The 22,139-nt window shown below is 59.2% G+C and carries 10 protein-coding genes and 1 tRNA gene; all 11 read left to right on the plus strand.

The annotated features are described in order from the left end of the window. Positions 1-14 precede the first annotated feature (14 nt). The 11 genes from BBPC_RS01340 (at position 15) to BBPC_RS01390 (ending at position 22,130) form a co-directional block, all read left to right on the plus strand. Positions 15-9,353, plus strand: a complete 9,339-nt coding sequence (locus tag BBPC_RS01340) for a type I polyketide synthase (protein WP_004220108.1) — start codon at positions 15-17, stop codon at positions 9,351-9,353. A gap of 320 nt (positions 9,354-9,673) precedes the next feature. Next, positions 9,674-10,132: a holo-ACP synthase gene (locus BBPC_RS01345; protein WP_004220105.1), complete on the plus strand. Its 459-nt coding sequence runs from the start codon at positions 9,674-9,676 to the stop codon at positions 10,130-10,132. A gap of 162 nt (positions 10,133-10,294) precedes the next feature. Beyond that, positions 10,295-12,112 carry an alpha-amylase family protein gene (locus tag BBPC_RS01350; RefSeq protein WP_004220101.1) on the plus strand — a complete coding sequence of 606 codons (1,818 nt, stop codon included), beginning with the start codon at positions 10,295-10,297 and terminating at the stop codon, positions 12,110-12,112. An 88-nt stretch (positions 12,113-12,200) separates the two neighbouring features. Then, positions 12,201-12,274 (plus strand) — tRNA-Gly (locus tag BBPC_RS01355). A 151-nt stretch (positions 12,275-12,425) separates the two neighbouring features. Next, positions 12,426-13,100: a hypothetical protein gene (locus BBPC_RS01360; RefSeq protein ID WP_004220100.1), complete on the plus strand. Its 675-nt coding sequence runs from the start codon at positions 12,426-12,428 to the stop codon at positions 13,098-13,100. 132 nt (positions 13,101-13,232) lie between these two features. Beyond that, a complete protein-coding gene (rpsO, locus tag BBPC_RS01365) occupies positions 13,233-13,502 on the plus strand; it encodes a 30S ribosomal protein S15 (RefSeq protein ID WP_003807806.1) in 270 nt (89 codons plus the stop codon). Positions 13,503-13,730: 228 nt separating this feature from the next. Then, positions 13,731-16,394 (plus strand): polyribonucleotide nucleotidyltransferase, encoded by a 2,664-nt coding sequence (locus BBPC_RS01370; RefSeq protein ID WP_004220097.1) that lies wholly within the window; start codon positions 13,731-13,733, stop codon positions 16,392-16,394. A 178-nt stretch (positions 16,395-16,572) separates the two neighbouring features. Next, complete coding sequence (locus BBPC_RS01375) at positions 16,573-17,133, plus strand: LemA family protein (RefSeq protein WP_004220095.1); 561 nt, start codon at positions 16,573-16,575, stop codon at positions 17,131-17,133. Between the two features lie 111 nt (positions 17,134-17,244). Continuing rightward, complete coding sequence (locus tag BBPC_RS01380) at positions 17,245-19,458, plus strand: DUF2207 domain-containing protein (RefSeq protein WP_004220094.1); 2,214 nt, start codon at positions 17,245-17,247, stop codon at positions 19,456-19,458. Positions 19,459-19,565: 107 nt separating this feature from the next. Then, positions 19,566-20,429, plus strand: a complete 864-nt coding sequence (locus BBPC_RS01385) for an aldo/keto reductase (protein ID WP_022245281.1) — start codon at positions 19,566-19,568, stop codon at positions 20,427-20,429. A 162-nt stretch (positions 20,430-20,591) separates the two neighbouring features. Next, on the plus strand, positions 20,592-22,130 hold the full coding sequence (locus BBPC_RS01390) for a peptidase U32 family protein (RefSeq protein WP_033500769.1): 1,539 nt from the start codon (positions 20,592-20,594) through the stop codon (positions 22,128-22,130). Positions 22,131-22,139 lie beyond the last annotated feature (9 nt).

The following is a 22,139-nucleotide window of genomic DNA, read 5'->3' on the forward strand; positions in this document are numbered from 1 at the left end:
AAGTAAGGAACATCATGAACACTTTTTTTCTTGATCGACTGAACGGTGAGCCGCACGCGCTCGCCTTCGCCGGACAATCCACCCCATGGCCGGTGGCACTCACCGACCAAAGCGCCAATCCGGTGCTCAACGAAGCGCTGCACGCCCATGCCGACGCAGCCCAGGCACTGCTGTACCCGGTGTCAGCCGACCTGCTCGCCACCACCGGCCGCCCGGTCGACCTGTTTGGATTCGAACCGAATCCGGCACGACTCGGCGCTGCCGCAGCGGCTTCCGCAAGCGTTCCGGGCATTGCTCTCGCCCAGTTGGGTGCGCTGCTCGACGCTGCTTCTCTCGGCTACAATCCCGCCGTTGCCAAGCCGGTTGCCGTGCTCGGTCACTCCCAAGGCGTGCTCGCCGTGCACATGGTGCAGTCGATTGTCGAAGCGGGTTCCATTGAGGCGGCTTCCGCGCAAATTGATGAAATTCTTGCGATTGCCACGCTGATCGGTGTTGCCGGCACCCGTCAGGCGCGTCAGCTTGGTCTTGCCGCACGTCACGGCGAAGCCACGCCGATGCTGTCGGTCAAAGACATCACCCGCGCCCAGGTGGATGCGCTGATCAAGCGTGTTTCCGGTGCCCGCGGCCCGATTGCCGTGGCCGTCACCAATTCCGCCACGCATTATGTGCTCTCCGGCTACCCAGAGGATCTGGCCGCGTTCGGCGTGGAAGTGGCCAAGGAGCACAAGCACCAGGCCAAGCTGCGCGAAGAGAAGGTGCGTGGCGGCCGTGTGTTCGAACCGGTGCTCGAATACCTTGACGTGACCCTGCCGTTCCACAGCCCGCTCATGGCCGATGCTGTTTCACAGGCTGTTTCATGGGCGGAATCCTGCGGAATCAATGCCGACCACGCTCGCGAGCTTGCCGCCGAAGTGCTGCTCAACCATGTGGATTGGGCCGCCCGCGTGCGTGCGCTCATGAAATCCACCGATCCGAGTGCCCTGTGGGTGTTGGATTTTGGTCCGGGAACCACCGTTGGCAAACTGTTCTCCACTGTTGCCCAAGGCACTGGTGTCGGTGTGGTGGAAGCCTCCACCGTGGCTGATCGCGGCGAGCTTTCCACGCTGGAAACCTTGCCTGAGCGCACCCAGAACTGGACCCGCTTCGCACCAAGCATCATCCACACCTCCGCTGGAGACAAGGTGCGCACCGCATTCACTGAACTGACCGGCAAGGCTCCGGTACTGCTCGCCGGCATGACCCCGACCACCGTGGAACCGGAAATCGTGGCAGCGGCCGCCAACGCCGGCTACTGGGCGGAACTTGCAGGCGGTGGCCAGGTGACCGCCAGCGTGTTCGACCGTCATGTCGCCAAGCTGGAAGAAGAGCTTGAAGAAGGCCGTACCGTTGAATTCAACGCGATGTTCATGGACCGCTACCTGTGGAACCTGCAGTTCGGATCCCAGCGTATCGTGCCGAAGAAGCGTGCCAGCGGCACTCCGATCGACGGCGTGGTCGTGTCCGCGGGCATTCCGGAACTTGACGAGGCCGTGGAACTCATCCACAATCTCAACGCCGACGGATTCCCGTATGTGAGCTTTAAGCCGGGCACCGTCGACCAGATTCGTCAGGTGGTGCGTATCGCCAAGGCCGTCGCTCCGGTCAAGGTGCTGATCGAAGTTGAAGGCGGTTCCGCAGGCGGTCACCATTCGTGGGAATCGTTGGATGATCTGCTGCTGAGCACCTATGCTGAAGTGCGCGAACAGTCGAACCTTGTGCTCGTGGTCGGTGGCGGCATCGGTACGCCGGAACGTGGCGCCGACTACATCACCGGCGAATGGTCCGCCGAATACGGTCGACCGCTCATGCCGGTGGATGGCGTGCTCGTCGGCACCGCCGTGATGACCGCCAAGGAAGCGCACACCAGCCCTGAAGTCAAGCAGATGCTCGTCAATACCCCAGGCATTCCCGCCAAGGGAGCAGACGCCGATCCGTTCGCTCCGCTGGGCGAACAGTGGGTGCCGAGCGGCCAGGCCAAGGGTGGAGTCACTTCCGGCCTGAGCCACCTGCATGCCGACATTTACGAGCTGGAAAACTCTTCCGCACGTTGTGGACGCCTGCTGGTGCGCGTGATGAAGCATCCGGAAGAGCTGGAAAGCCGCCGTGAGGAAATCATCGAAGCGTTGAACGCCACCGCGAAGCCGTATTTCGGTGACCTGAAGGCCATGACCTATCTCGCATGGGCGCAGCGTTTCGCCGATCTCGCTTTCCCTGGGGTCGACGAAACCTATGCCGATCGCTTCCTGCACTTGCTGCAGCGTATTGAAGCTCGCGTCACCACGCAGGAAAGCGGCGAATTCGCATCGCTGTTCGCATCCCGTGCCGATGTGGAATCCGATCCGCACGCGGCCATCGCCAAGCTTGCCGAAGCCTATCCGCAAGCCGACGAACTGACCGTCACCCCGATGGATGAAGCTTGGTTCCCGGTGCTCGTGCGTGAATATCCGAAGCCAATGCCGTTCGTGCCCGTCATCGACAACGACCTGCTGCGTTGGTGGGGTCAGGACCAGCTGTGGCAGTCCGAAGACTCCCGATACTCCGCCGATTCCGTGCGTATTATTCCTGGTCCGATCTCCGTCGCGGGCATCACCACCGTTGACGAACCGGTCGCCGACATTCTTGGCCGTTTCGAAGCGGCCATGGTTAAGCGCGTTTCCGCAGAATCGCCGATCGCAGCTAAAACCGCGTTCGCCCAGCTCGGCGTGGCATCTTCCGCAGAAGAATTCATTCGCAAATCCCCGAACATTTCGTGGGTGGGCCATCTTATGGCAAACCCGGCATACGGCACCAGCAACGGTGACGCCAACTATGAGATTCGCAAGATTTCCAGCGAAGGGAGTGTCGAAAAGTACGATCTCGACATCCATCTCGATACCTACTGGGACAACGATCCGGACGGTGGCAAGTCCAAGCATGCCGTACGAGACATCGTCATCCCGCTGAACGTAGACGGCAACGAATCCGGGCTCTTCCCGGTGGTCGACCGTGACCGCCTACCGGAACACGTGTACCGTATGCTTGCAGACACTGCCGGCATTGGTAACACCGCCATTACTGGCGACAAGCTTACCGCCATGCCTGTTATTGAACAGGTGGCTGACAAAGCCTCCTATCCGTTCGGCCAGGCGCATGCCAGCTACACGCTGTCCGCCAACCTCGGCTTCGACCATGAAGCGGCCACCGGCGGCGCGCTGCCAAGCAACCTGGTGCCGTCGCGCATCGCACCGGACGCGCTCGTCGGGCCGGCATGGCCCGCCATCTACGCGGCCCTCGGATCCGTGTACGTCAACGGCTTCCCTGTGATCGAAGGCCTGCTCAACGCAGTGCATCTCGACCATCTCATCGAACTGGAAGTCAGCGAAGACGAACTGCTCAAGCATATCGGCGAACAAATCGCGCTGACCAGCTGGGCCGAAGACTACTTCGAATCGGCATCCGGCCGTGTGGTGACCATCCACGTCACCCACAGCACGCAAGACGGCACCGTGCTTGCCAACGAAACCGAACGTTTCGCCATCCGTGGTCGTGCATACTCCGACGCACTGCCGCCGGAAGCACCGGACTATGGTGGAATCGACGCGGAAATCGAAAGCACTCCGCGCCGACTGCTGCGCCGCGTCAAGGTGACCGCTCCACACGAGATGACCGCCTTCGCACGTACTTCCGGCGATTTCAACCCGATCCACACCTCGCATCGTGGCGCTGCTGTTTCCGGTCTTGCGGCACCGCTCGTGCACGGCATGTGGCTCTCCGCAACCGCACAATACGCGGTGCAGGCGCTTGACGGCAAGGGTGCGCACTATGAAATCGCAGGCTGGACCTACAACATGTACGGCATGGTGCAGCTCGACGACGAAGTGGAAATCTCCATCGAACGCGTCGGACGCGTGGCTCACTCCGGCATGGTGCTCGAAGTGACCAGCCGTATCAAAGGCAACATCGTGTCTCGTGGCACCGCCATCGTGCGTGCGCCGAAGTCCGCGTTCGTATACCCGGGCCAGGGCATACAGCGGCAGGGCATGGTGCTCGACGAGCGTGCCAAGTCCCCGGCCGCACGAGACGTGTGGGAGCGTGCCGACAAGGTGACCCGCGAGAAGCTTGGATTCTCGATCCTTGCCGTCGTGCGTGACAATCCGAAGGAACTGACCGCCAACGGCGTGACCTACCGCCATCCGGAAGGCCTGCTCAACCTGACCCAGTTCACGCAGGTGGCGCTCGCCACCGTGGCATTCGCCCAGACCGCACGTCTGCGCGAAGCCGGCGCCGACATTTGGCCTGCCTATTTCGCAGGCCACTCGCTGGGCGAATACAACGCGTTGAGCTCCTTCGCCGGCGTGATTCCGCTGGAAACCGTGATCGAACTCGTGTTCCACCGCGGCTCCACCATGCATCACCTCATTCCGCGCGATGCGAAGGGCCGTTCCAACTACCGTATGGGTGCGTTGCGTCCGAACCAGTTCGGTGTGGGCGATGACGGCGTGCGCGAGTACGTTGAATCCGTGTCGAAGGCTTCCGGCGAGTTCCTGCAGATCGTGAACTACAACTTGGCTGGACAGCAGTATGCCGTGGCAGGCACCATCGCCGGTTTGAAGGCGCTGAAGGCCGATTCCAGCCGCCGCGTGGCCGAATATGGCGGCAAGCCAGCGTTCATGCTGGTGCCGGGCATCGATGTGCCGTTCCATTCCACGCTGCTGCGCAAGGGCGTGCCGGAATTCCGTGACAAGCTTGACGCGCTCCTGCCGCAGACCATCGATTACCGTGGCCGTCTGGTCGGACGCTACATTCCGAACCTGGTTGCGGCTCCGTTCGAAATGACGAAGGAATTCGCGGCCAAGATTCTCGAAGTCGTGCCGTCCGAGCGCATTCAGGCCGCTTTAGATGATCCGCAGATTTGGGATTCCTATGCTGCTGATGATCAGAAGCTCGGCCGATTGCTGCTTACGGAACTGCTGTCTTGGCAGTTCGCCTCTCCGGTGCGTTGGATTGAGACGCAGGCTCTGCTGTTCGGTTCCTCCGAGCAGGGCGGTCTTGGTGTGGAAGAGTATGTTGAGGTTGGTCTCGGCAATGCTCCGACGCTCGCCAATCTGGGTTCCAAGACGTTGCGTCTGCCGCAGTTTGCCGGTCGCGATGTGACGGTATACAACGTTGGTCGCGATGAAGGCCGCGTATACATGACTGATTCCGATTCGTTGGTTCCGGAAGAAGATGCTGACGATTCTGCGGTTGCGACTTCTGCTTCTTCTGCGGCTGCTGCTCCGGCTGTTGCCTCAGCTCCTGCGGCTGCTCCTGCTGCTGTTGCGGAAGTTCCGGTTGCTGCAGCTTCTGCTCCTGCAGGTGCTCCGTCGGGTGCCGCCGTTGCGGATGTTGCATTCAAGGCATCCGATGCGATTGCCACATTGCTGGCTTACTCGGCTAAGGTTCGCCCCGATCAGATCGGCGAAAGCGATACCACCGATACGCTGACCAATGGTGTGTCTTCTCGCCGTAATCAGCTGCTTATGGACATCAGTTCCGAACTGGGTGTGGCTTCCGTGGATGGTGCTGCCGAAGCGACGGTCAAGGCGCTGAGCGCTTTGGTCAACAAGGTCGCTCCGAACTACAAGGCGTTCGGTCCGGTGCTGTCTGACATTGTGCGCGACCGTGTGCGTGGCATGTTCGGTGCCGCCGGTGTGAAGCTCGGCCAGATCACTAAGCGTGTGACCGATACATGGCAGCTTGGCGAAGGGTGGGCTTCCCATGCGGTGGCTGCGCTCGTGCTCGAAACCCGTGAGGGGGCCAGCTCTCGTGGCGGTGACCTTGCCTCGTTGAGTACGGATGCCGTTTCCAATGCGACCGCTGCCAACGCGCTGATCGATGCGGCCGTGCAGAAGGTTGCTGCCGATAAGGGCATCGCCGTTGCCATGCCGAGCGCCGGTGGCGCAGCCGGCGGGGCAGTGGTTGATTCCGCCGCTTTGGACGCGTTCGCAGCCAAGGTGACCGGTGCCGATGGCGTGCTCGCCTCCACGGCGAAGTTCGTGCTGAACCAGCTGGGCATAGTCGCTCCGGTTGCCGAGGAAACTGCTGATGAGAACGCGGCTGTTGTGGCTGCGGTCGAAGCTGAACTCGGTGCTGACTGGCCGAAGCAGGTCGAACCTCGTTTCGACGAGCGCAAGGCCATTCTGTTCGACGATCGTTGGGCTTCCGCACGTGAAGACTTGGCGCGCGCCTACTACAACAACGATGAATCCGCATTGAACGGCAGCTTCATCGGTCTCGGCAAGACCATTGCCGACGAAGCCGCTTGGTATGCAGGCAAGAGCGACAACGCGGATCTGAAGGCCGCATTCAATCGTGTCGCTGCCGAAGCAGGAGAAAACGCTTCCGAATCGGCAGAAAACAGCCGTTTCGCTGGAGATATCGCAGTGGTGACTGGCGTGGCTCCGAACTCCATCGCAGCCCAGGTGGTCAACGGCCTGCTTGCAGGCGGTGCTACTGTGGTGGCCACCTCGCACAGCTTCAAGCCAAGCGTGAAGGCATGGGCCAAGCAGACCTACCGTGAGCATGCGGCGGGCGATGCCAAGCTGTGGCTGGTTCCCGCGAACCTGTCAAGCTACCGTGATGTGGACGCGTTGGTCGCCTGGGTCGGCAATGTGCAGAAGAAGACTTCCGGTGCGACCACCACGATTCTCAAGCCTGCTTACGAGCCGAGCCTGTTCTTCCCGTTCGCGGCTCCGCCGGTGCATGGCAACCTTGCCGATTCCGGCGAACTGTTCGAATCTCAGGCTCGCCTCATGTTGTGGGGTGTTGAGCGTGCGATTGCCGGACTTGCGAAGATCGGTGCCGACACCGATGTGCAGCATAAGTTGCATGTGGTGTTGCCGGGATCGCCGAACCGCGGTATTTTCGGCGGCGACGGTGCCTATGGCGAAGTGAAGAGCGCATTCGATGCGATTGTGAACCGTGCGCGCGCCGAAAAGGTGTGGTCGAGCCGTGTGACCTTCGCCCATCCGAAGATCGGCTGGGTGCGCGGCACGGGCTTGATGGGCGGCAATGATCCGCTGGTCGAAGTGGTGGAGCGTCACGGTCTGAAGACCTATTCCACCGCCGAAATCGCGGTCGAACTGCTGAACCTTTCCACCCGCGAATCCCGTATCGAAGCAGCCAAGGCCCCGCTTGACGTGGACCTGACCGGCGGACTCGGCAACGAGCCGATCGACATCAAGGCACTGCGTGCGGAAGCCATGGAAGACGCGGCCCAAGCGGAAGCGGCGAATGCCAAGAACGCAATCGCAGGCAACGAATCCGATACCGCGGCCAAGACGCTCATCAAGGCACTGCCAAGCCCGCGTGCTCCGCGTCAGGCCAAGGTCGATCTTGCCGATTGGCAGAACGTCACCGCCCGTCCGGAAGACGAAATCGTCATCGTGTCCGTGGGTGAACTTGGCCCATGGGGCTCCGGCCGCACCCGTTTCGAAGCCGAACTCGGCATCCATTCCGACGGCCAGGTGGATCTGTCTGCCGGCGCGGTGCTCGAACTGGCATGGAATATGGGCCTGCTGACGTGGAACGACAGCCCCAAGCCGGGCTGGTACGACGTTGATGGCAACCTCGTGCCTGAGGAGGATATCGCGGAACGTTACCATGACGAGGTCGTGGCCCGTTCCGGCGTGCGTCCGTTCGACGAAGGCATGGGCAACGACTACAAGGACGGCACCGACGAGGAAGAGGCCGAGGTGTTCCTTGACCACGATGTGACCTTCTCGGTTCCGACTCGTGAGATTGCCGAAGAGTACGTCAAGCTTGATGAAGCGCACACCAGCTTCGCGGCCGATGCGGAATCCGGCGAATGGAACGTGACCCGCCATGCCGGCTCCATGATTCGCGTGCCTCGTCGCGCGGCCATGACCCGTACGGTCGGCGGCCAGTTCCCGAAGGGCTTCGATCCGGTCAAGTGGGGCATTCCGGCTTCCATGGTCGGCGACGTCGACAAGATCGCCTTGTGGAACATCGTTACTACGGTCGACGCCTACCTGTCCGCAGGCTTCACGCCGACCGAAATCCTCGAGGCGGTGCATCCGTCGATGGTGGCCTCCACGCAGGGCACCGGTTTCGGTGGCATGGCGTCCATGCGCAAGCTGTACTTGGATCGCTTCCTCAACCATGAGATTCCGACCGACATTCTGCAGGAGGCTCTGCCGAATGTTGTCGCAGCCCACGTGATGCAGTCCTACATCGGCGGCTACGGCAATATGGTCCAGCCGGTTTCCGCCTGCGCCACGGCAGCCGTCTCCCTTGAAGAGGGTGCCGACAAGATCGCGCTCGGCAAGGCCGACTTCGTGGTCACCGGTGCGATCGACGACATCGGCGTGGAATCCGTGATCGGCTTCGGCAACATGAACGCCACCGCCAATTCGGAGGAAATGTACGCCAAGGGCATCGACGCGCGCTTCTTCTCCCGTGCCAACGATCGTCGTCGTGGCGGATTCGTGGAATCCCAGGGCGGCGGCACCATCCTGCTGACCCGTGGCGATATCGCGTTGAAGCTCGGCCTGCCGGTTGCCGGCGTAATCGGATTCGTGCACTCCTACGCCGACGGCGCGCACACTTCCATTCCGGCTCCGGGCTTGGGTGCGCTTGCAGCGGGCATGGGCGGCAAGGATTCCAAGCTGGTACGCGATCTGGCCCGTCTCGGCGTCACCCCGGACGACATCGCCGTGGTTTCCAAGCACGATACGTCCACCAACGCCAACGATCCGAACGAGTCCGAACTGCACAACACGTTGGCCCACGCCATTGGCCGCGCCGACGGCAACCCGCTGTTCGTGATCTCGCAGAAGACGCTTACCGGTCATGCCAAGGGCGGTGCCTGCATCTTCCAGGTCAACGGTCTGACCCAGCTGTTCAAGTCCGGCGTGATTCCGGCCAATGCCGCCCTTGACTGCGTTGATCCGAAGCTCATGCGCGACGACCACATGGTCTGGCTGCGCGAACCGTTGAAGGTCGGCTCCGTCAAGGCGGGCCTGGCCACGTCGCTCGGTTTCGGCCACGTGTCCGGCTTTGCGGCGATCGTCAATCCGGGCGCGTTCGAAGCGGCAGTGGCCAACACCGCGGGCGTCGAGGCACTGAATGCATGGCGTGATCGCGCCAACGAGCGTTTGGCTGCCGGCCAGCGTCGCCTTGAGGAAGGCATGATGGGCCGCGCCGCGCTCTACGAGCCGATCGACAACCGTCGTTTCCATGAGGATAGCCGCGGCTACAACGCGCACGAGGTGGAGAAGGCCATGCTGCTCGACCCGAACGCGCGCCTGGGCGCATCCGGCTACTTCGAAGCCTGATTCCCGCGTCTGAGCGCCTGAAATTTCTGGCGCTCAGACGCGCGATCATCAAAATCCCGTATCTGTCGCAATCTCAGTATTTCGCGGCAGATACGGGATTTTCATATTCTTGAATCACTCTACTTTCCGTCTGCACGATTTCCGTTTGGTGTCGTATTTTCACTTGTGCAGACGCGAAACGAGGGGCGCGCAATGCGGGTGGCAGAGGATGAAGCGCTTAGGTAGGATGGTGTCCTTGCATGAAAGCGAAGTGTCGCCCGCCTGTTTCGCGGAAGTCGACATGGTTCGTTTCTTCCTGAAAACTTTCGAAAGGCTGGAAAATGCTGGGTTTAGGGCATGACGTCGTGGATGTGCCTGCGTTCGCCGAGCAACTGGGCGAACCGGGGTCGCGCATGCGAAACCTGTTCTCCATGCGCGAGCTATGGCAGACCGCTCAACGTGTGCAGGTCAAAAGGGACGGTGAGGCGGTGCATCTTGCGGCCCGATGGGCGGGCAAGGAGGCTTTTCTCAAGGCGTGGTGCGAAGCGATTTCACGCAGGGCAAATGCCGATGGAGACATTGCCTATCCGTACACGCTCGACGATTTTCCTTGGGCGCGCATCGAAATACTTGACGATTCCCACGGCGTGCCCCGTGTCATGCTCTCGCCCGAGGTGCGACGCAAGTTGCGGCAATCGTTGGGATTGCCGGTTGATGGGGATGATCAATCGTGCGCAATCCATATTTCCATGAGTCATGACGGATCCGTCGCATCCGCGGTGGTGACGATAGAAGCGTGACCGCAAGTGATTGCGTCAATCGATTGACGTCAATCGCGACAACACCTCGAACCGGTTTGATAAAACCGTAAAATCACGCTACACTGGTGCCAACGTCGTGGCAACGAACGCTGCGGAATCCAACTCATAACAACGAAGTTCCCTGGGAAGAGGAGTCAAGGAATGGCACGGTCCAAATCCGACAAAGCATTTGACGAGCGCGTCGCACAATATAGTGAGGAACTGCGCGAACTATTGACGGATCTGTATGGGGAGCAGGCCGACGAAGCCTTCCGCAACCTCACCGAGCTGATGGCCAAAGCCCACGATGCACGTCCCGCCGATCTGAAACGCCTCGACACCAAGCGTCTCGCCGATCCGGAATGGTACAAGCGCGGCAACATGTTCGGCATGACCATGTATACCGACCTATTCGCCGGAGATCTAAAGAAACTCGCAGGCAAGGTGCCGTACCTGAAAGAGCAGAAGCTCACGTATCTGCACCTTATGCCACTGCTGAAAATGCCGCATCCGCAGAACGACGGCGGTTATGCGGTGGAAGATTTCGACACCGTCGATCCGTCGCTCGGCACTAATGAAGACCTCGCGGCACTCACCAAAAAACTGCGTGCGGCCGGCATCAGTCTGTGCCTCGACTTCGTGATGAACCACACCGCATCCAGCCATCGTTGGGCTAAGGCGGCCCAAGCGGGCGATCCGAAATATCAGGATTACTACTACTGCTACGACGACCGCACCATTCCCGACCAGTATGACGCCGTGGTGCCGGAAGTCTTCCCGGCCACTGCCCCCGGCAACTTCACCTGGAACGAACAGATGCACAAGTGGGTGCTCACCTCGTTCTACCCGTTCCAGTGGGATCTGAACTACCGCAACCCGAACGTGCTCGTGTCGGTGCTCTCCAGCGTGCTCGGCCTCGCCAACCTTGGCGTCGAAGTGTTCCGCATCGACGCGGTGCCTTACATCTGGAAGGAACTCGGTACCAACTGCCGTAACCTGCCGCAAGTGCACACCATCGTACGCATGTTGCGCATCGTGCTCGAATGCGTCTGCCCGGCAGTAGTGCTGAAGGGCGAAGTGGTGATGGCCCCCAAGGAGCTCGCCGCCTACTTCGGTACGCCGGAAAAGCCGGAATGCCACATGCTCTACAACGTGTCGATCATGGTGAATCTGTGGAGTGCGCTTGCCAGTGGGGACGTGCGTCTGCTCAAAGACCAGCTCGACAAGCTCAACGCGCTGCCGGAAAACTGCTGGTTCGTCAACTACCTGCGCTGCCATGACGACATCGGCTGGGGCTTGGACGAACCGGTGGAGGAGAGCCTCGGCATCGACCCGCTCAAGCACAAGGAATTCCTGTACCACTTCTACGAGGGCTCGGTGCCCGGCAGCTGGGCCATGGGCGAGCTGTACAACTACGACGAGGCGTCGAAGGATGCGCGCAGCTGCGGCACCACGGCCAGTCTGTGCGGTGTGGAACGCGCTCTGATCACGCATGACAAGCCGTTGCTCGACATTTCGATGAAACGCGATTTGATGATGCATTCCGCCATGTCGTTCCTGCGTGGCTTCCCCATGTTGAGCTGCGGCGACGAAATCGTGCAGCTCAACGGCTGGGAATACAAGGAAGATCCTGACCGCGTCGAGGATTCGCGTAATCTGCATCGCAGCCCCTTCAATTGGGAGAATGTGGCCAAGCGCAAGCAGACTGGCACCCTGCAGAAGCAGATGTGGGACGGATTGAAGAGCGTTCGTGAGATGCGCGACGATCCCGCTTTCGCGCCCGAAGCGTGGGTCACCACTTGGGACGCGCATAATGATGCGGTTCTTGCGGTGGTGCGCCATGTTGAAGGACGCACTGTTCTCGGATTGTTCAATTTCTCGTCCGCACGTCAGATCGCACGTCTTGATTCGGATGGCGATATCGTGCTTCCCGCTGAGGTCGCGTTGGAACCGTACCAGGTTTGCGTGGTCGAAAAATAATTATTGCGATTTCGACTTGCGATTGTTGAGGGAATGTGTATAATAGCTCGAGTCGTTTCGTGTTGACTTCGGTCGGCATAGACGGTGCGCGGATGTAGCTCAATGGTAGAGCCTCAGTCTTCCAAACTGATTACGCGGGTTCGATTCCCGTCATCCGCTCCACACAATCGTTAGAGAAGAAGAAAGGCGTGCTTAATGGCACGCCTTTTGCATACCTGCCGTGCGATTGCTTCGACGACTGGGTATGCTGGACGTGTCGTGACAGCGGCGTGACGGTCGCAGCAGGCGGTAATCGCAATACAACGGAGCGGGTATGGCACAAACGCAAGGCAACAAGGTGACGGAAGTCGTCGACGGCGTGATCGAACAGGTCGACGTTTCCAAGCATCCGACGGCGTCCATTGAAGCGTCTGATCTTTCCTTGGCCGACATCGAACGGCGCAAATCGCATCCGGGGCATTGGGCGCTGTTCATCGCGCTGGTGCTGGTGGCTTTGATCGCGCCTTACTGGTGGGGACGTGTCATCGCAGTCAAGGATGCGGCTTGGATGGTGGCCAATCTCAGCTTCCTCGATCCCAAAGGCGTGGCGCTGATTTCGTGGACGGTCACCATTATGGCGATGGCCGGTTTGGGATTGATGGTTGCGGATGTGAAGAAATGGCTGTGGGGCACGGTTTTCGTGGTGGGACTCGCCGCCGAACAGTTCGTCGCCGGCGTATGTCTGCTGAGCTTCAACTTCTGGAACGCCACTTATGTGATGTATGGCGATTCCTCGGGGCTTGCCAACGCCGCGAATCTTGGCATTATCGCGGCCGGATGCGGTGTCGCCGTCTACGCGGTGCTGTGGGTTGGACTGCTGGTCTGCATCAAAAAGGAATCGAAATTCAATGTGCTTACGCGCAGTTGGGCGTCGTTTTTGCTGTTTTTCGTAATTGAGAGCATTTCGCTCGCGGTGGTGCTGTTCGGCGGGCTGCTGAACGTGGTCTGAAGCGTCGCTTGCGGCATGGTCTGATTTGGTCTGCCCCTCGTGTATGATTTCCCTTTGGCGTATTTCGCCCGCGGATAGAGAGCGCGTCGGTATTGGACCGGCAGCACCGCGCAGCAACATAAGGAGGATGCCGTGGCACTTACGGCTGAGGAAAAGCAGGAAATCATCAAGACTTACGCTACCCACGAGGGTGACACCGGCTCCCCGGAGGTCCAGGTTGCTCTGCTGACCAAGCGTATCGCTGATCTGACCGAGCACCTCAAGGAGCACAAGCATGATCACCACTCCCGTCGTGGTCTGCTGCTGATGGTCGGCGATCGTCGTCGTATGCTTGATTACCTCAAGCGCGTCGACATCAACCGTTACCGCTCCCTGATTGAGCGTCTGGGTCTGCGCCGATAGTTACATTCTTCCGCCCGAATGCCTTCCTTGGCGTTCGGGCGTTTTTGCATGACAGCCGCGTTGAGGAAAAGACAGTTTGAAAGCCCAAGGTTTAGGGCGCATGAGGTCTAGAATCTAAAGATGAGGAAGCGACGAAGGTAACGTCGCGTCACGCATGCAGAAATCGGTTGGAGTCCGCTGAAGAGGACTGCCGATAGTTGGTAAAAGAAAAGAAAAAGGAGGAACCCTATGGAGGGTCCCGAAATCAAGGCGGTTGAAGCCGTAATCGATAATGGTTCATTTGGCAAGCGCACGTTGCGCTTCGAGACCGGTCGTCTCGCCCAGCAGGCGGATGGTGCCGTCGCCGCCTATCTTGACGATGATTCGATGATTCTGTCGACCACCACCGCCGGTTCCAGCCCGAAGGAGAACTACGACTTCTTCCCGCTGACCGTGGACGTGGAAGAGAAGATGTACGCCGCCGGCAAGATTCCGGGCTCGTTCTTCCGCCGTGAAGGCCGTCCGAGCTCCGAGGCGATTCTGGCTTGCCGTATCATCGACCGTCCGCTGCGCCCGCTGTTCCCGCACACGCTGCGCAACGAAGTGCAGGTTGTGGAAACCGTGCTCGCCGTCAACCCGGACGATGCCTACGATGTTATCGCTCTGAACGCTGCTTCCGCTTCCACCATGATTTCCGGTCTGCCGTTCGAGGGTCCGGTTTCCGGCGTTCGTCTGGCTCTGATCGACGGTCAGTGGGTCGCTTTCCCGCGTTGGAGCGAGCGTGAGCGCGCCGTGTTCGAAATCGTGGTTGCCGGCCGCGTGGTGGAGAACGGCGATGTTGCCATCGCTATGATCGAAGCTGGCGCAGGTAAGAACGCCTGGCACCTCATCTACGACGAAGGCCAGACCAAGCCGGACGAGGAAGTCGTTGCCGGTGGTCTTGAAGCCGCCAAGCCGTTCATCAAGGTGATCTGCGAGGCTCAGGCCGAACTCAAGAACATCGCTGCGAAGGAAACCAAGGAATTCCAGCTCTTCCCGGAGTACACCGAAGATCTGTACAACCGCATCGACGAAATCGCCCACGCTGATCTCGACGAGGCTCTCTCCATTGCCGAGAAGCTGCCGCGTCAGGATCGCATTCATGAGATCAAGGAAGGCGTCAAAGCCACTCTCGCCGGTGAATTCACCGACATGGACGATGCCGAAAAGGAAAAGGAGATCGGCAATGCGTTCAAGGAGCTGCAGCGCCAGATCGTGCGTCGCCGCATCCTGACCCAGGATTACCGCATCGACGGCCGTGGCCTGCGCGACATCCGCACCCTGTCCGCTGAAGTGGACATCGTTCCGCGCGTGCACGGTTCCGCACTGTTCCAGCGTGGCGAAACCCAGATTCTGGGCGTCACCACCCTGAACATGCTCAAGATGGAACAGCAGATCGACGCACTGTCCGGTCCGCAGTCCAAGCGTTACATGCACAACTATGAGATGCCGCCGTACTCCACCGGTGAAACCGGCCGCGTCGGCTCCCCGAAGCGCCGCGAAATCGGCCACGGTGCGCTGGCGGAGAAGGCTCTCGTGCCTGTGATGCCAAGCCGTGAAGAGTTCCCGTACGCCATCCGTCAGGTCTCCGAAGCCATTGGTTCCAACGGTTCCACCTCCATGGGTTCCGTGTGCGCCTCCACCCTGTCGTTGCTCGCTGCAGGCGTGCCGCTGAAGGCTCCGGTTGCCGGCATCGCCATGGGCCTCGTGTCCGGTGATGTTGACGGCCAGCACATCTTCAAGACCCTGACCGATATTCTCGGTGCCGAAGACGCATTCGGCGATATGGACTTCAAGGTCGCAGGCACTTCCGAATTCATCACCGCCCTGCAGCTTGACACCAAGCTCGACGGCATTCCGGCAGACATTCTGGCCTCTGCTCTGCAGCAGGCCAAGGAAGCCCGTACCACCATTCTCGAAGTCATCAACGAGTGCATCGATGGTCCGGCCGAGATGAGCCCGTACGCACCGCGCATCATCACCACCACCGTTCCGGTCGACAAGATCGGCGAAGTCATCGGTCCGAAGGGCAAGATGATCAACCAGATTCAGGAAGAGACCGGTGCGGAGATCGCCATCGAAGATGACGGTACCGTGTTCATCTCCTCCGAAGGTGGCGACGGCGCTGAAAAGGCCAAGCAGATCATCGACCAGATCGCCAACCCGCACGTTCCTGAAGCCGGCGAAACCTACAACGGCAAGGTTGTGAAGACCACCTCCTTCGGTGCCTTCGTGAACCTGACCCCGGGCACCGACGGCCTGTTGCACATCTCCCAGATCCGTAATCTGGCCAACGGCGAGCGTATCGACGCCGTCGAAGACGTGCTCAAGGAAGGCGACACCGTTGAGGTAGTCGTGCAGGGCGTTGACGATCGCGGCAAGATCTCCTTGGCCATTCCGGGCTTCGAAGATCAGGAATCCTCCGCTCCGCGTCGCGAGCGTTTCGATCGCGATGACCGTCGCGGCAGCCGTGGCCGTCGTGATGATCGTCGTTCCGATCGTGACGATCGTGATTATGATGATCGTCCGCGTCGTCGTCGTTCTGATCGTGACGATGACCGCGACTATGATGATCGTCCGCGTCGTCGTCGTTCCGACCGCGACGACCGTGATTACGATCGTGATGATCGTCGTTCCGATCGTGACGATCGTGATTATGATGATCGTCCGCGTCGTCGTCGTTCTGATCGTGACGACCGTGATTACGATCGTGATGATCGTCGTTCCGACCGTCGCCGCAGCAGCCGCCGCGACGACCGCAACCCGCGTTACGCAGCCGACGAGAACTACGACGAGTACCGTGCCGATCGCGAAGAGCGTTCCGAGCGTCCTCGCCGCCGCGTCCGCCGCGACTTTGATCCTTTTGAGGACTGATGTCCTCAAGGATCCCTCGCAGCATAGCTGACTGACTGAAGTGCCCTGTACCGAAAGGTGCGGGGCACTTTTCGTTTCATGCAGAATGCATAAAAATGAGACACGGGTATGAGTTTTGCCATAACGTACCTAGATGTATGCAAGAATGGTTTGAAGAGCCATTAACGAGGGAGTCGTCATGGGCGTTGGCATTATCATCGCTGTCATCGTTGTACTTATTGTGCTTTGGGCCGTCAGCGCCTACAACGGGCTGGTCACGCTACGAAATCGTGTGAAGAACGGCTGGGCGCAGATCGATGTGCAGCTCAAGCAGCGTACCGATCTTATTCCGAACCTGGTGGAAACGGTCAAAGGTTATGCGGCCCATGAATCCCAAGTGTTCACGCAGGTCACGCAGGCCCGTGCCGGCGTGGTGCAGGCCGCGCAAAGCGGTGACGTGGCGCAGCGCATCGCCGCGGAAAACCAGTTGAGTCGCGCGCTTATGAATCTGCAGGTTGTGTCTGAAAACTATCCGCAACTGCAGGCCAATACGAATTTCATGGATCTGCAGAGTCAGCTGAAATCGTTGGAAGAGAAGATCGCTTACGCGCGCCAGTTCTACAACGATGTCGTGCAGAAGTACAATACCCAGACCGAGGTTGTGCCGACCAATATTATCGCCGGCTTGTTCCATTTCGAACAGGCTCCCTACTTCCAGGTGGACGAAGCGGATCGTCAGGTTCCGCAAGTTAAGTTCTGACATGCATGTAAAGCCCCGTCCGATAACGATGGGGCTTTACTGTTCAATTCGGTTGGTACGGCCATCTGTTGTACGGCCATGTGAGGGAAGAAGAAGCGAGAAAGAGGGATTATGGCGGCCAAACAGCATGCGTCACGAGCGGTGCGCAGCTTCGGTATTGCAATCGTTGTTACCGTTGGTATTGTAGCGGCCTTGCTGCTGTTCATGGCATCGGATGACGGCGGGGCCGATCTGAGCTACAAAACGCTCGACTATGATGTGCAGGTGCAGAGCAATGGCGATTTGAAGGTCACCCAGCATATCGACATGAAACTCGCCGACCGCAGCGACGACGACGTCGATCATCCATGGAAGCAGCTGTATCAACAGTACACGTTGAAGGAAAGCGATCTGACTAATATCACCGATATCAGCGTGCGCAATGCAACAACGGGGGAAGCCTACCAGCAGGGCGATATCGCAATCCCAAGCAGTTACAGCACCGACGAATGGGATCGAGAACATGCGAAGCAGTGGTATATCGCCGATGTCTCGCAAGGCGACAGCAATCCGCAGCCGTTCGATCCCGCAAAAGATGGTCTTGTTTCCGGCAATACCGACGATCGTTCCAAGAAGATCGAAATCGGGTGGAACATTCCCTCCATCACATCGGCAAGCAGCCTAAAATTCGACGTGACCATGACCATGCAGGGCGTGACCACCGCCTATCAAGACATGGCCACGTTCCAATGGGAGCCGTTCGGCGTGAGCAATCAGATTCCCATCGGCAAAGTCACCGGCACCGTCACGTTCCCCGAAGGCATTGACGCCGATAATTCGTGGGCTTGGCTGCATACGGAATGCACGTCGGAAACGGAGCGAGACAAGAACGGCTCGCTGAAATTTACCGTATATGACGTGCGTGCCGGCGACTATGTTGACGTGGTCGCCATGTTCGACGTTGGTGTGACCGGTGGCGTGCAACGCACCAGAGATACCACCATCAAAAACGGCATTATGAAAAGCGAAGCTAAGCAGGAACAGCAGTGGCGCGACCAACAGCGCAAACAAGCGCGCATCCGCCTGATCACATGGATCGCCATTGCAGTGGTCGGGCTGGTCTTGTGTGTGATCGCCATCATCTTCGGGTTGCGCAGCTTCAACCGTTCGCAATATCATGGCGGCGTCGAGTATTGGCGCGACGAACCGGAAATGAGTCCTGCCAGCGCTGCGGAGCTGCTGCATATGGTCGACAACAAGCATTCGAGCACGCTGACGAGCCGAAAGATGTCGGCTTCCGTGCTCTCGCTCGCTTCGCGTGGAGCAATCGCTATTTATCCGGGACCGGCCGCCATGTATCGGGGCATTGATATGAGCCAGGCGAACAATGCTGACATTGCACGGATGATCGCCAACGATCCCGCTCGAACCCGCGATGTGGGCAAAACCAGTACGGTGGTGATACTTCCCGTGGTATTTGATAACGTGCAATCGTTGCAGTTGCGCCCGAGCGAGCAGGCCGCGCTCGACTTGCTGGTGACGGCGTCCGAACGCATCGGCTCTCCGGTGTTCGATCTGGATCAGATGAACGAGAATTTCTCCGATTGGGAGAACGGCTACAAGCTTCAGGAGAAATTCACGAATACGTGCGACAACGAATTCGCCATGCTGGGCGCCACGTCGATATGCGGTGGGGGAGCGTTTGCCGCGGGCATTTGCGCTGTGATGCTGGCATTCCTGTCCATGCTGTATTTCGGAGCCATCGGCAATCTTGCGTTGTTCGCGGTGATTTCCGCGCCGATGATGTTCGCTTCCGTGTTCGCGTTGAGCTACCTCAGACTGAAGGGGCTTACCGACAATGGGCAGTATCTTGCTGGCCAGGTGCTCGGATTGAAGCATTATATGGAGGATTTCAGCGAATTCAAGGATCGCGGTGTGACGGATATGACGTTGTGGGGCCGGTATATGGTGTATGCCACTGCGTTCGGCATTTCCGAAAAGGCGATGAAGCAGCTGTTGAAGGCATATCCGCAATTGGCTGATCCGCATTGGCTTGATAATAATGCTTCCGATTCGCTGCTGTATTGGAGTTATCGTTCATGGTATTTCGACCATCGTTACGCCGATCCTGCTTCGTTTGATACGAATTCGATGGATTTCTCGCAATTCAGCGCCAATTTTGGTGATATTGGCGCGCAGTTGGAATCAGGTTTCGCTGATATTCAATCGACGATTTCGGCGGCGTCGCCGTCCGGAAGTTTCAGTGGTTCCGGCGGCAGTTTCTCCGGTGGCGGTTTCGGCGGTTCGTCCGGCGGTTCCGGTGGCGGCAGTTTCGGCGGTCGCTGATCTGCGGCATTACGCGCATGTTTGGTGGGTTTGTTGTCTGCTGAGGCGGGTCGGCTGGTAAGGTTGCATTCGGAAAGACACTCTGTACGTTGTTGAAGGAGATCGGGATGGCTTTGTTCCGTAATCTTGGACCGTTCCGCACCACGGCCATCGGCCATGGTGAAATGCCGTTGACCATTGAAAACAATCGTGGTCACGATGTCGGTATCGAAACATTGCACGCCTCGTTGGATGCCGGATGCCGTCACATCGACACCGCTTGGGCGTACTACACGCCGGGCGAAGAGGAACAGACCGGCGAAAAGCTGGTGCGTGAGGCGCTTGACTCGTGGAAGGGCCCGCGTGAGGAAGTCACCGTGGCCACCAAGGTGGGCTTGCGCCGCGCTTGGGAGGGTGACAAGCCGGTTTGGCCGCGTGACGGCAAGCCGGAGCATCTGATCGAATACGGCAAGCAGTCCGCGATGGCGCTTGGCGTTGACAGCATCGATCTGCTGTACCTGCACCGTCATGATCCGGAAGTGCCGTACAACGAGTCCTGCGAAGGCATCAAGGCGCTGCTCGATCAGGGCGTGGCCCAGTGGGCGGGTGTTTCCAACGTGAGCATCGAACAGTTGAAGATCGCGCAGGAGATCCTCGGCGACAAGCTTGTGGCCGTGCAGAACCAGTATTCTCCGATTCATCTGGACACCCAAGATACGCTTGACTATTGCGCCGAGCAGGGTCTGGCGTTCGTGTGCTGGAGTCCGTTGGGCGGCTACCGTCACCCGTACGACGAGCACCTGTTCGATCCGTTCCGCGAGGTGGCCGAAGCCCGTGGCGTGAGCTACCAGCGTGTGGTGCTCGCATGGGAGCTGGCCAAGGGCGACCACATGTTCGTGATTCCCGGCGCCCATCGACCGGAAACCATTCTCGATTCCCTCAAGGCCGACGAGCTCGAACTCACCGAAGAGGAACTCGCCAAACTCGGCTGAGTGTCAGATTCGCAACGTTTTGCGTCAAGGCGTCCGTCTCCACGATGGACGCCTTTGTTTTTCAGCATGTGTTTTTCCTCGTATGTATTTCCCGGATGCGGCAAAAGTGTCCCGTGAATAGTCGAGAATATAGAGCGGAAAAATCGAGTAAGAGGAACAAGCGTGCAAAGAAGAAACAAGCCTGAAGTATTGGCTCCCGCGGGCAATCTGCGAGGACTGAAAACCGCCGTCGATTACGGTGCGGACGCCGTCTACTGCGGAGGTAAGGCGTTCGGCATGCGTTCGGCGCCGAAAAACCTGAGTTTGGAGGATTTCGAAGAAGGCTCCCGTTACGCGCATGAGCGTGGCGCTCGCGTGTATGTGACCTGCAATGTGTTGCCGCGCAACAATGAAGTCGAAGCGATGCGCGAATACATCGGCCAGCTCAAAGACACCGGCGTGGACGCACTGATCGTTTCCGACATTGGCGTGATGCTCATGGCTCGCGAAGTGGCGCCGAACCTGGAACTGCATGTGAGCACGCAGGCGGGAGTCACCAACTATCAGGCAGCGAACGCCTTCTACCAGTTGGGTGCACGTCGTGTGGTGCTTGCCCGTGAAATGGATCTGCAGGCCGTGCGAGACATTCGCGCACGCATTCCCGACGATCTCGACATCGAATGCTTCGTGCATGGCGCGATGTGCATGGCGTTCTCCGGTCGTTGTCTGTTCTCCAATTATCTGACCGGACGTGACGGCAATCATGGCGAATGCGCTCAACCGTGCCGCTGGAAGTATTCCATCGTCGAAGAAAAGCGTCCCGGCCAGTATTTTCCGATAGAACAGACTAAGGAAGGCGCGTATCTGTTCAATTCGCAGGATATGAACATGCTTGCGCATATCGACGATCTGCTTGATTCGGGCGCTACCAGTCTGAAAATCGAAGGTCGTTCCAAGAGCGCCTACTATATTGCGGCGATGACGAACGCTTACAAGACCGCTGTTGACGCATACATGGTGCAACGTGGTTTTGAAGACGAGGATGGCACTGTGCTGAAGCCGTTCCACGATCGTGTGATTCGTCCGTCCGATCCGGATTACGGCAAGCCGGAAACCACCGATTCGATTATGGAACATGCGGATGGCGCGTTCGCAGGAAAGCCGGATATTGCAGCCGTTCCCGTCGCTTCTGCCGGCGAACCGGATGATCTGAGCTACCATGCCCGCAGCACAAGGCGTAAGTCGAACACGGCTGCCGAAATCCTGCCGGAAGGCTGGTATCACGCCGGCGTGCGCCCCGCGGAGCATGTGTCGCTGCCTGACTGGCTGCTGGACGAGCCAGACAAGGTGGCGCACCGCGACTATTCCACCGGCTTCTACTATCCGGAGCACAAAGTGCAGCAAAGCACCGATCGTTCCGCGTATTTCCGCGCATGGCTGGTGGTCGGCGAAGTGCTTTCGTGGAGTCCGGAAGACGGCGGTCGCGTGACCATTATGAGCCGCAACAAGATCGAAGCCGGTCAAGAGGTTGAATTCGTGCTTCCGGGCGCGGCTCCGCTCGCCTATACCGTTCCGGCTGGCGGATTCCGCGACGCCGATGGGCATTGGGTCGAAGCCATCAACAATCCGGCGCATGTGTTCTCCATGCCATGCCCGCAGGAAGTGCCGGTGAACGCGGCCATCCGATCGCGCACCAAAAAGCCGACGCTCAAAGCGGAATAATTGCGAAAA

It is taken from the genome of Bifidobacterium pseudocatenulatum DSM 20438 = JCM 1200 = LMG 10505 (assembly GCF_001025215.1).
GTDB classification, from domain to species: Bacteria; Actinomycetota; Actinomycetes; order Actinomycetales; family Bifidobacteriaceae; genus Bifidobacterium; species Bifidobacterium pseudocatenulatum.

Excerpts from the sequence above, each read along its gene's own strand:
- BBPC_RS01340 (WP_004220108.1), top strand. The coding sequence starts at position 15 with ATGAACACTTTTTTTCTTGATCGACTGAACGGTGAGCCGCACGCGCTC.
- BBPC_RS01345 (WP_004220105.1), top strand. The coding sequence starts at position 9,674 with ATGCTGGGTTTAGGGCATGACGTCGTGGATGTGCCTGCGTTCGCCGAG.
- BBPC_RS01350 (WP_004220101.1), top strand. The coding sequence starts at position 10,295 with ATGGCACGGTCCAAATCCGACAAAGCATTTGACGAGCGCGTCGCACAA.
- BBPC_RS01360 (WP_004220100.1), top strand. The coding sequence starts at position 12,426 with ATGGCACAAACGCAAGGCAACAAGGTGACGGAAGTCGTCGACGGCGTG.
- BBPC_RS01370 (WP_004220097.1), top strand. The coding sequence starts at position 13,731 with ATGGAGGGTCCCGAAATCAAGGCGGTTGAAGCCGTAATCGATAATGGT.
- BBPC_RS01375 (WP_004220095.1), top strand. The coding sequence starts at position 16,573 with ATGGGCGTTGGCATTATCATCGCTGTCATCGTTGTACTTATTGTGCTT.
- BBPC_RS01380 (WP_004220094.1), top strand. The coding sequence starts at position 17,245 with ATGGCGGCCAAACAGCATGCGTCACGAGCGGTGCGCAGCTTCGGTATT.
- BBPC_RS01385 (WP_022245281.1), top strand. The coding sequence starts at position 19,566 with ATGGCTTTGTTCCGTAATCTTGGACCGTTCCGCACCACGGCCATCGGC.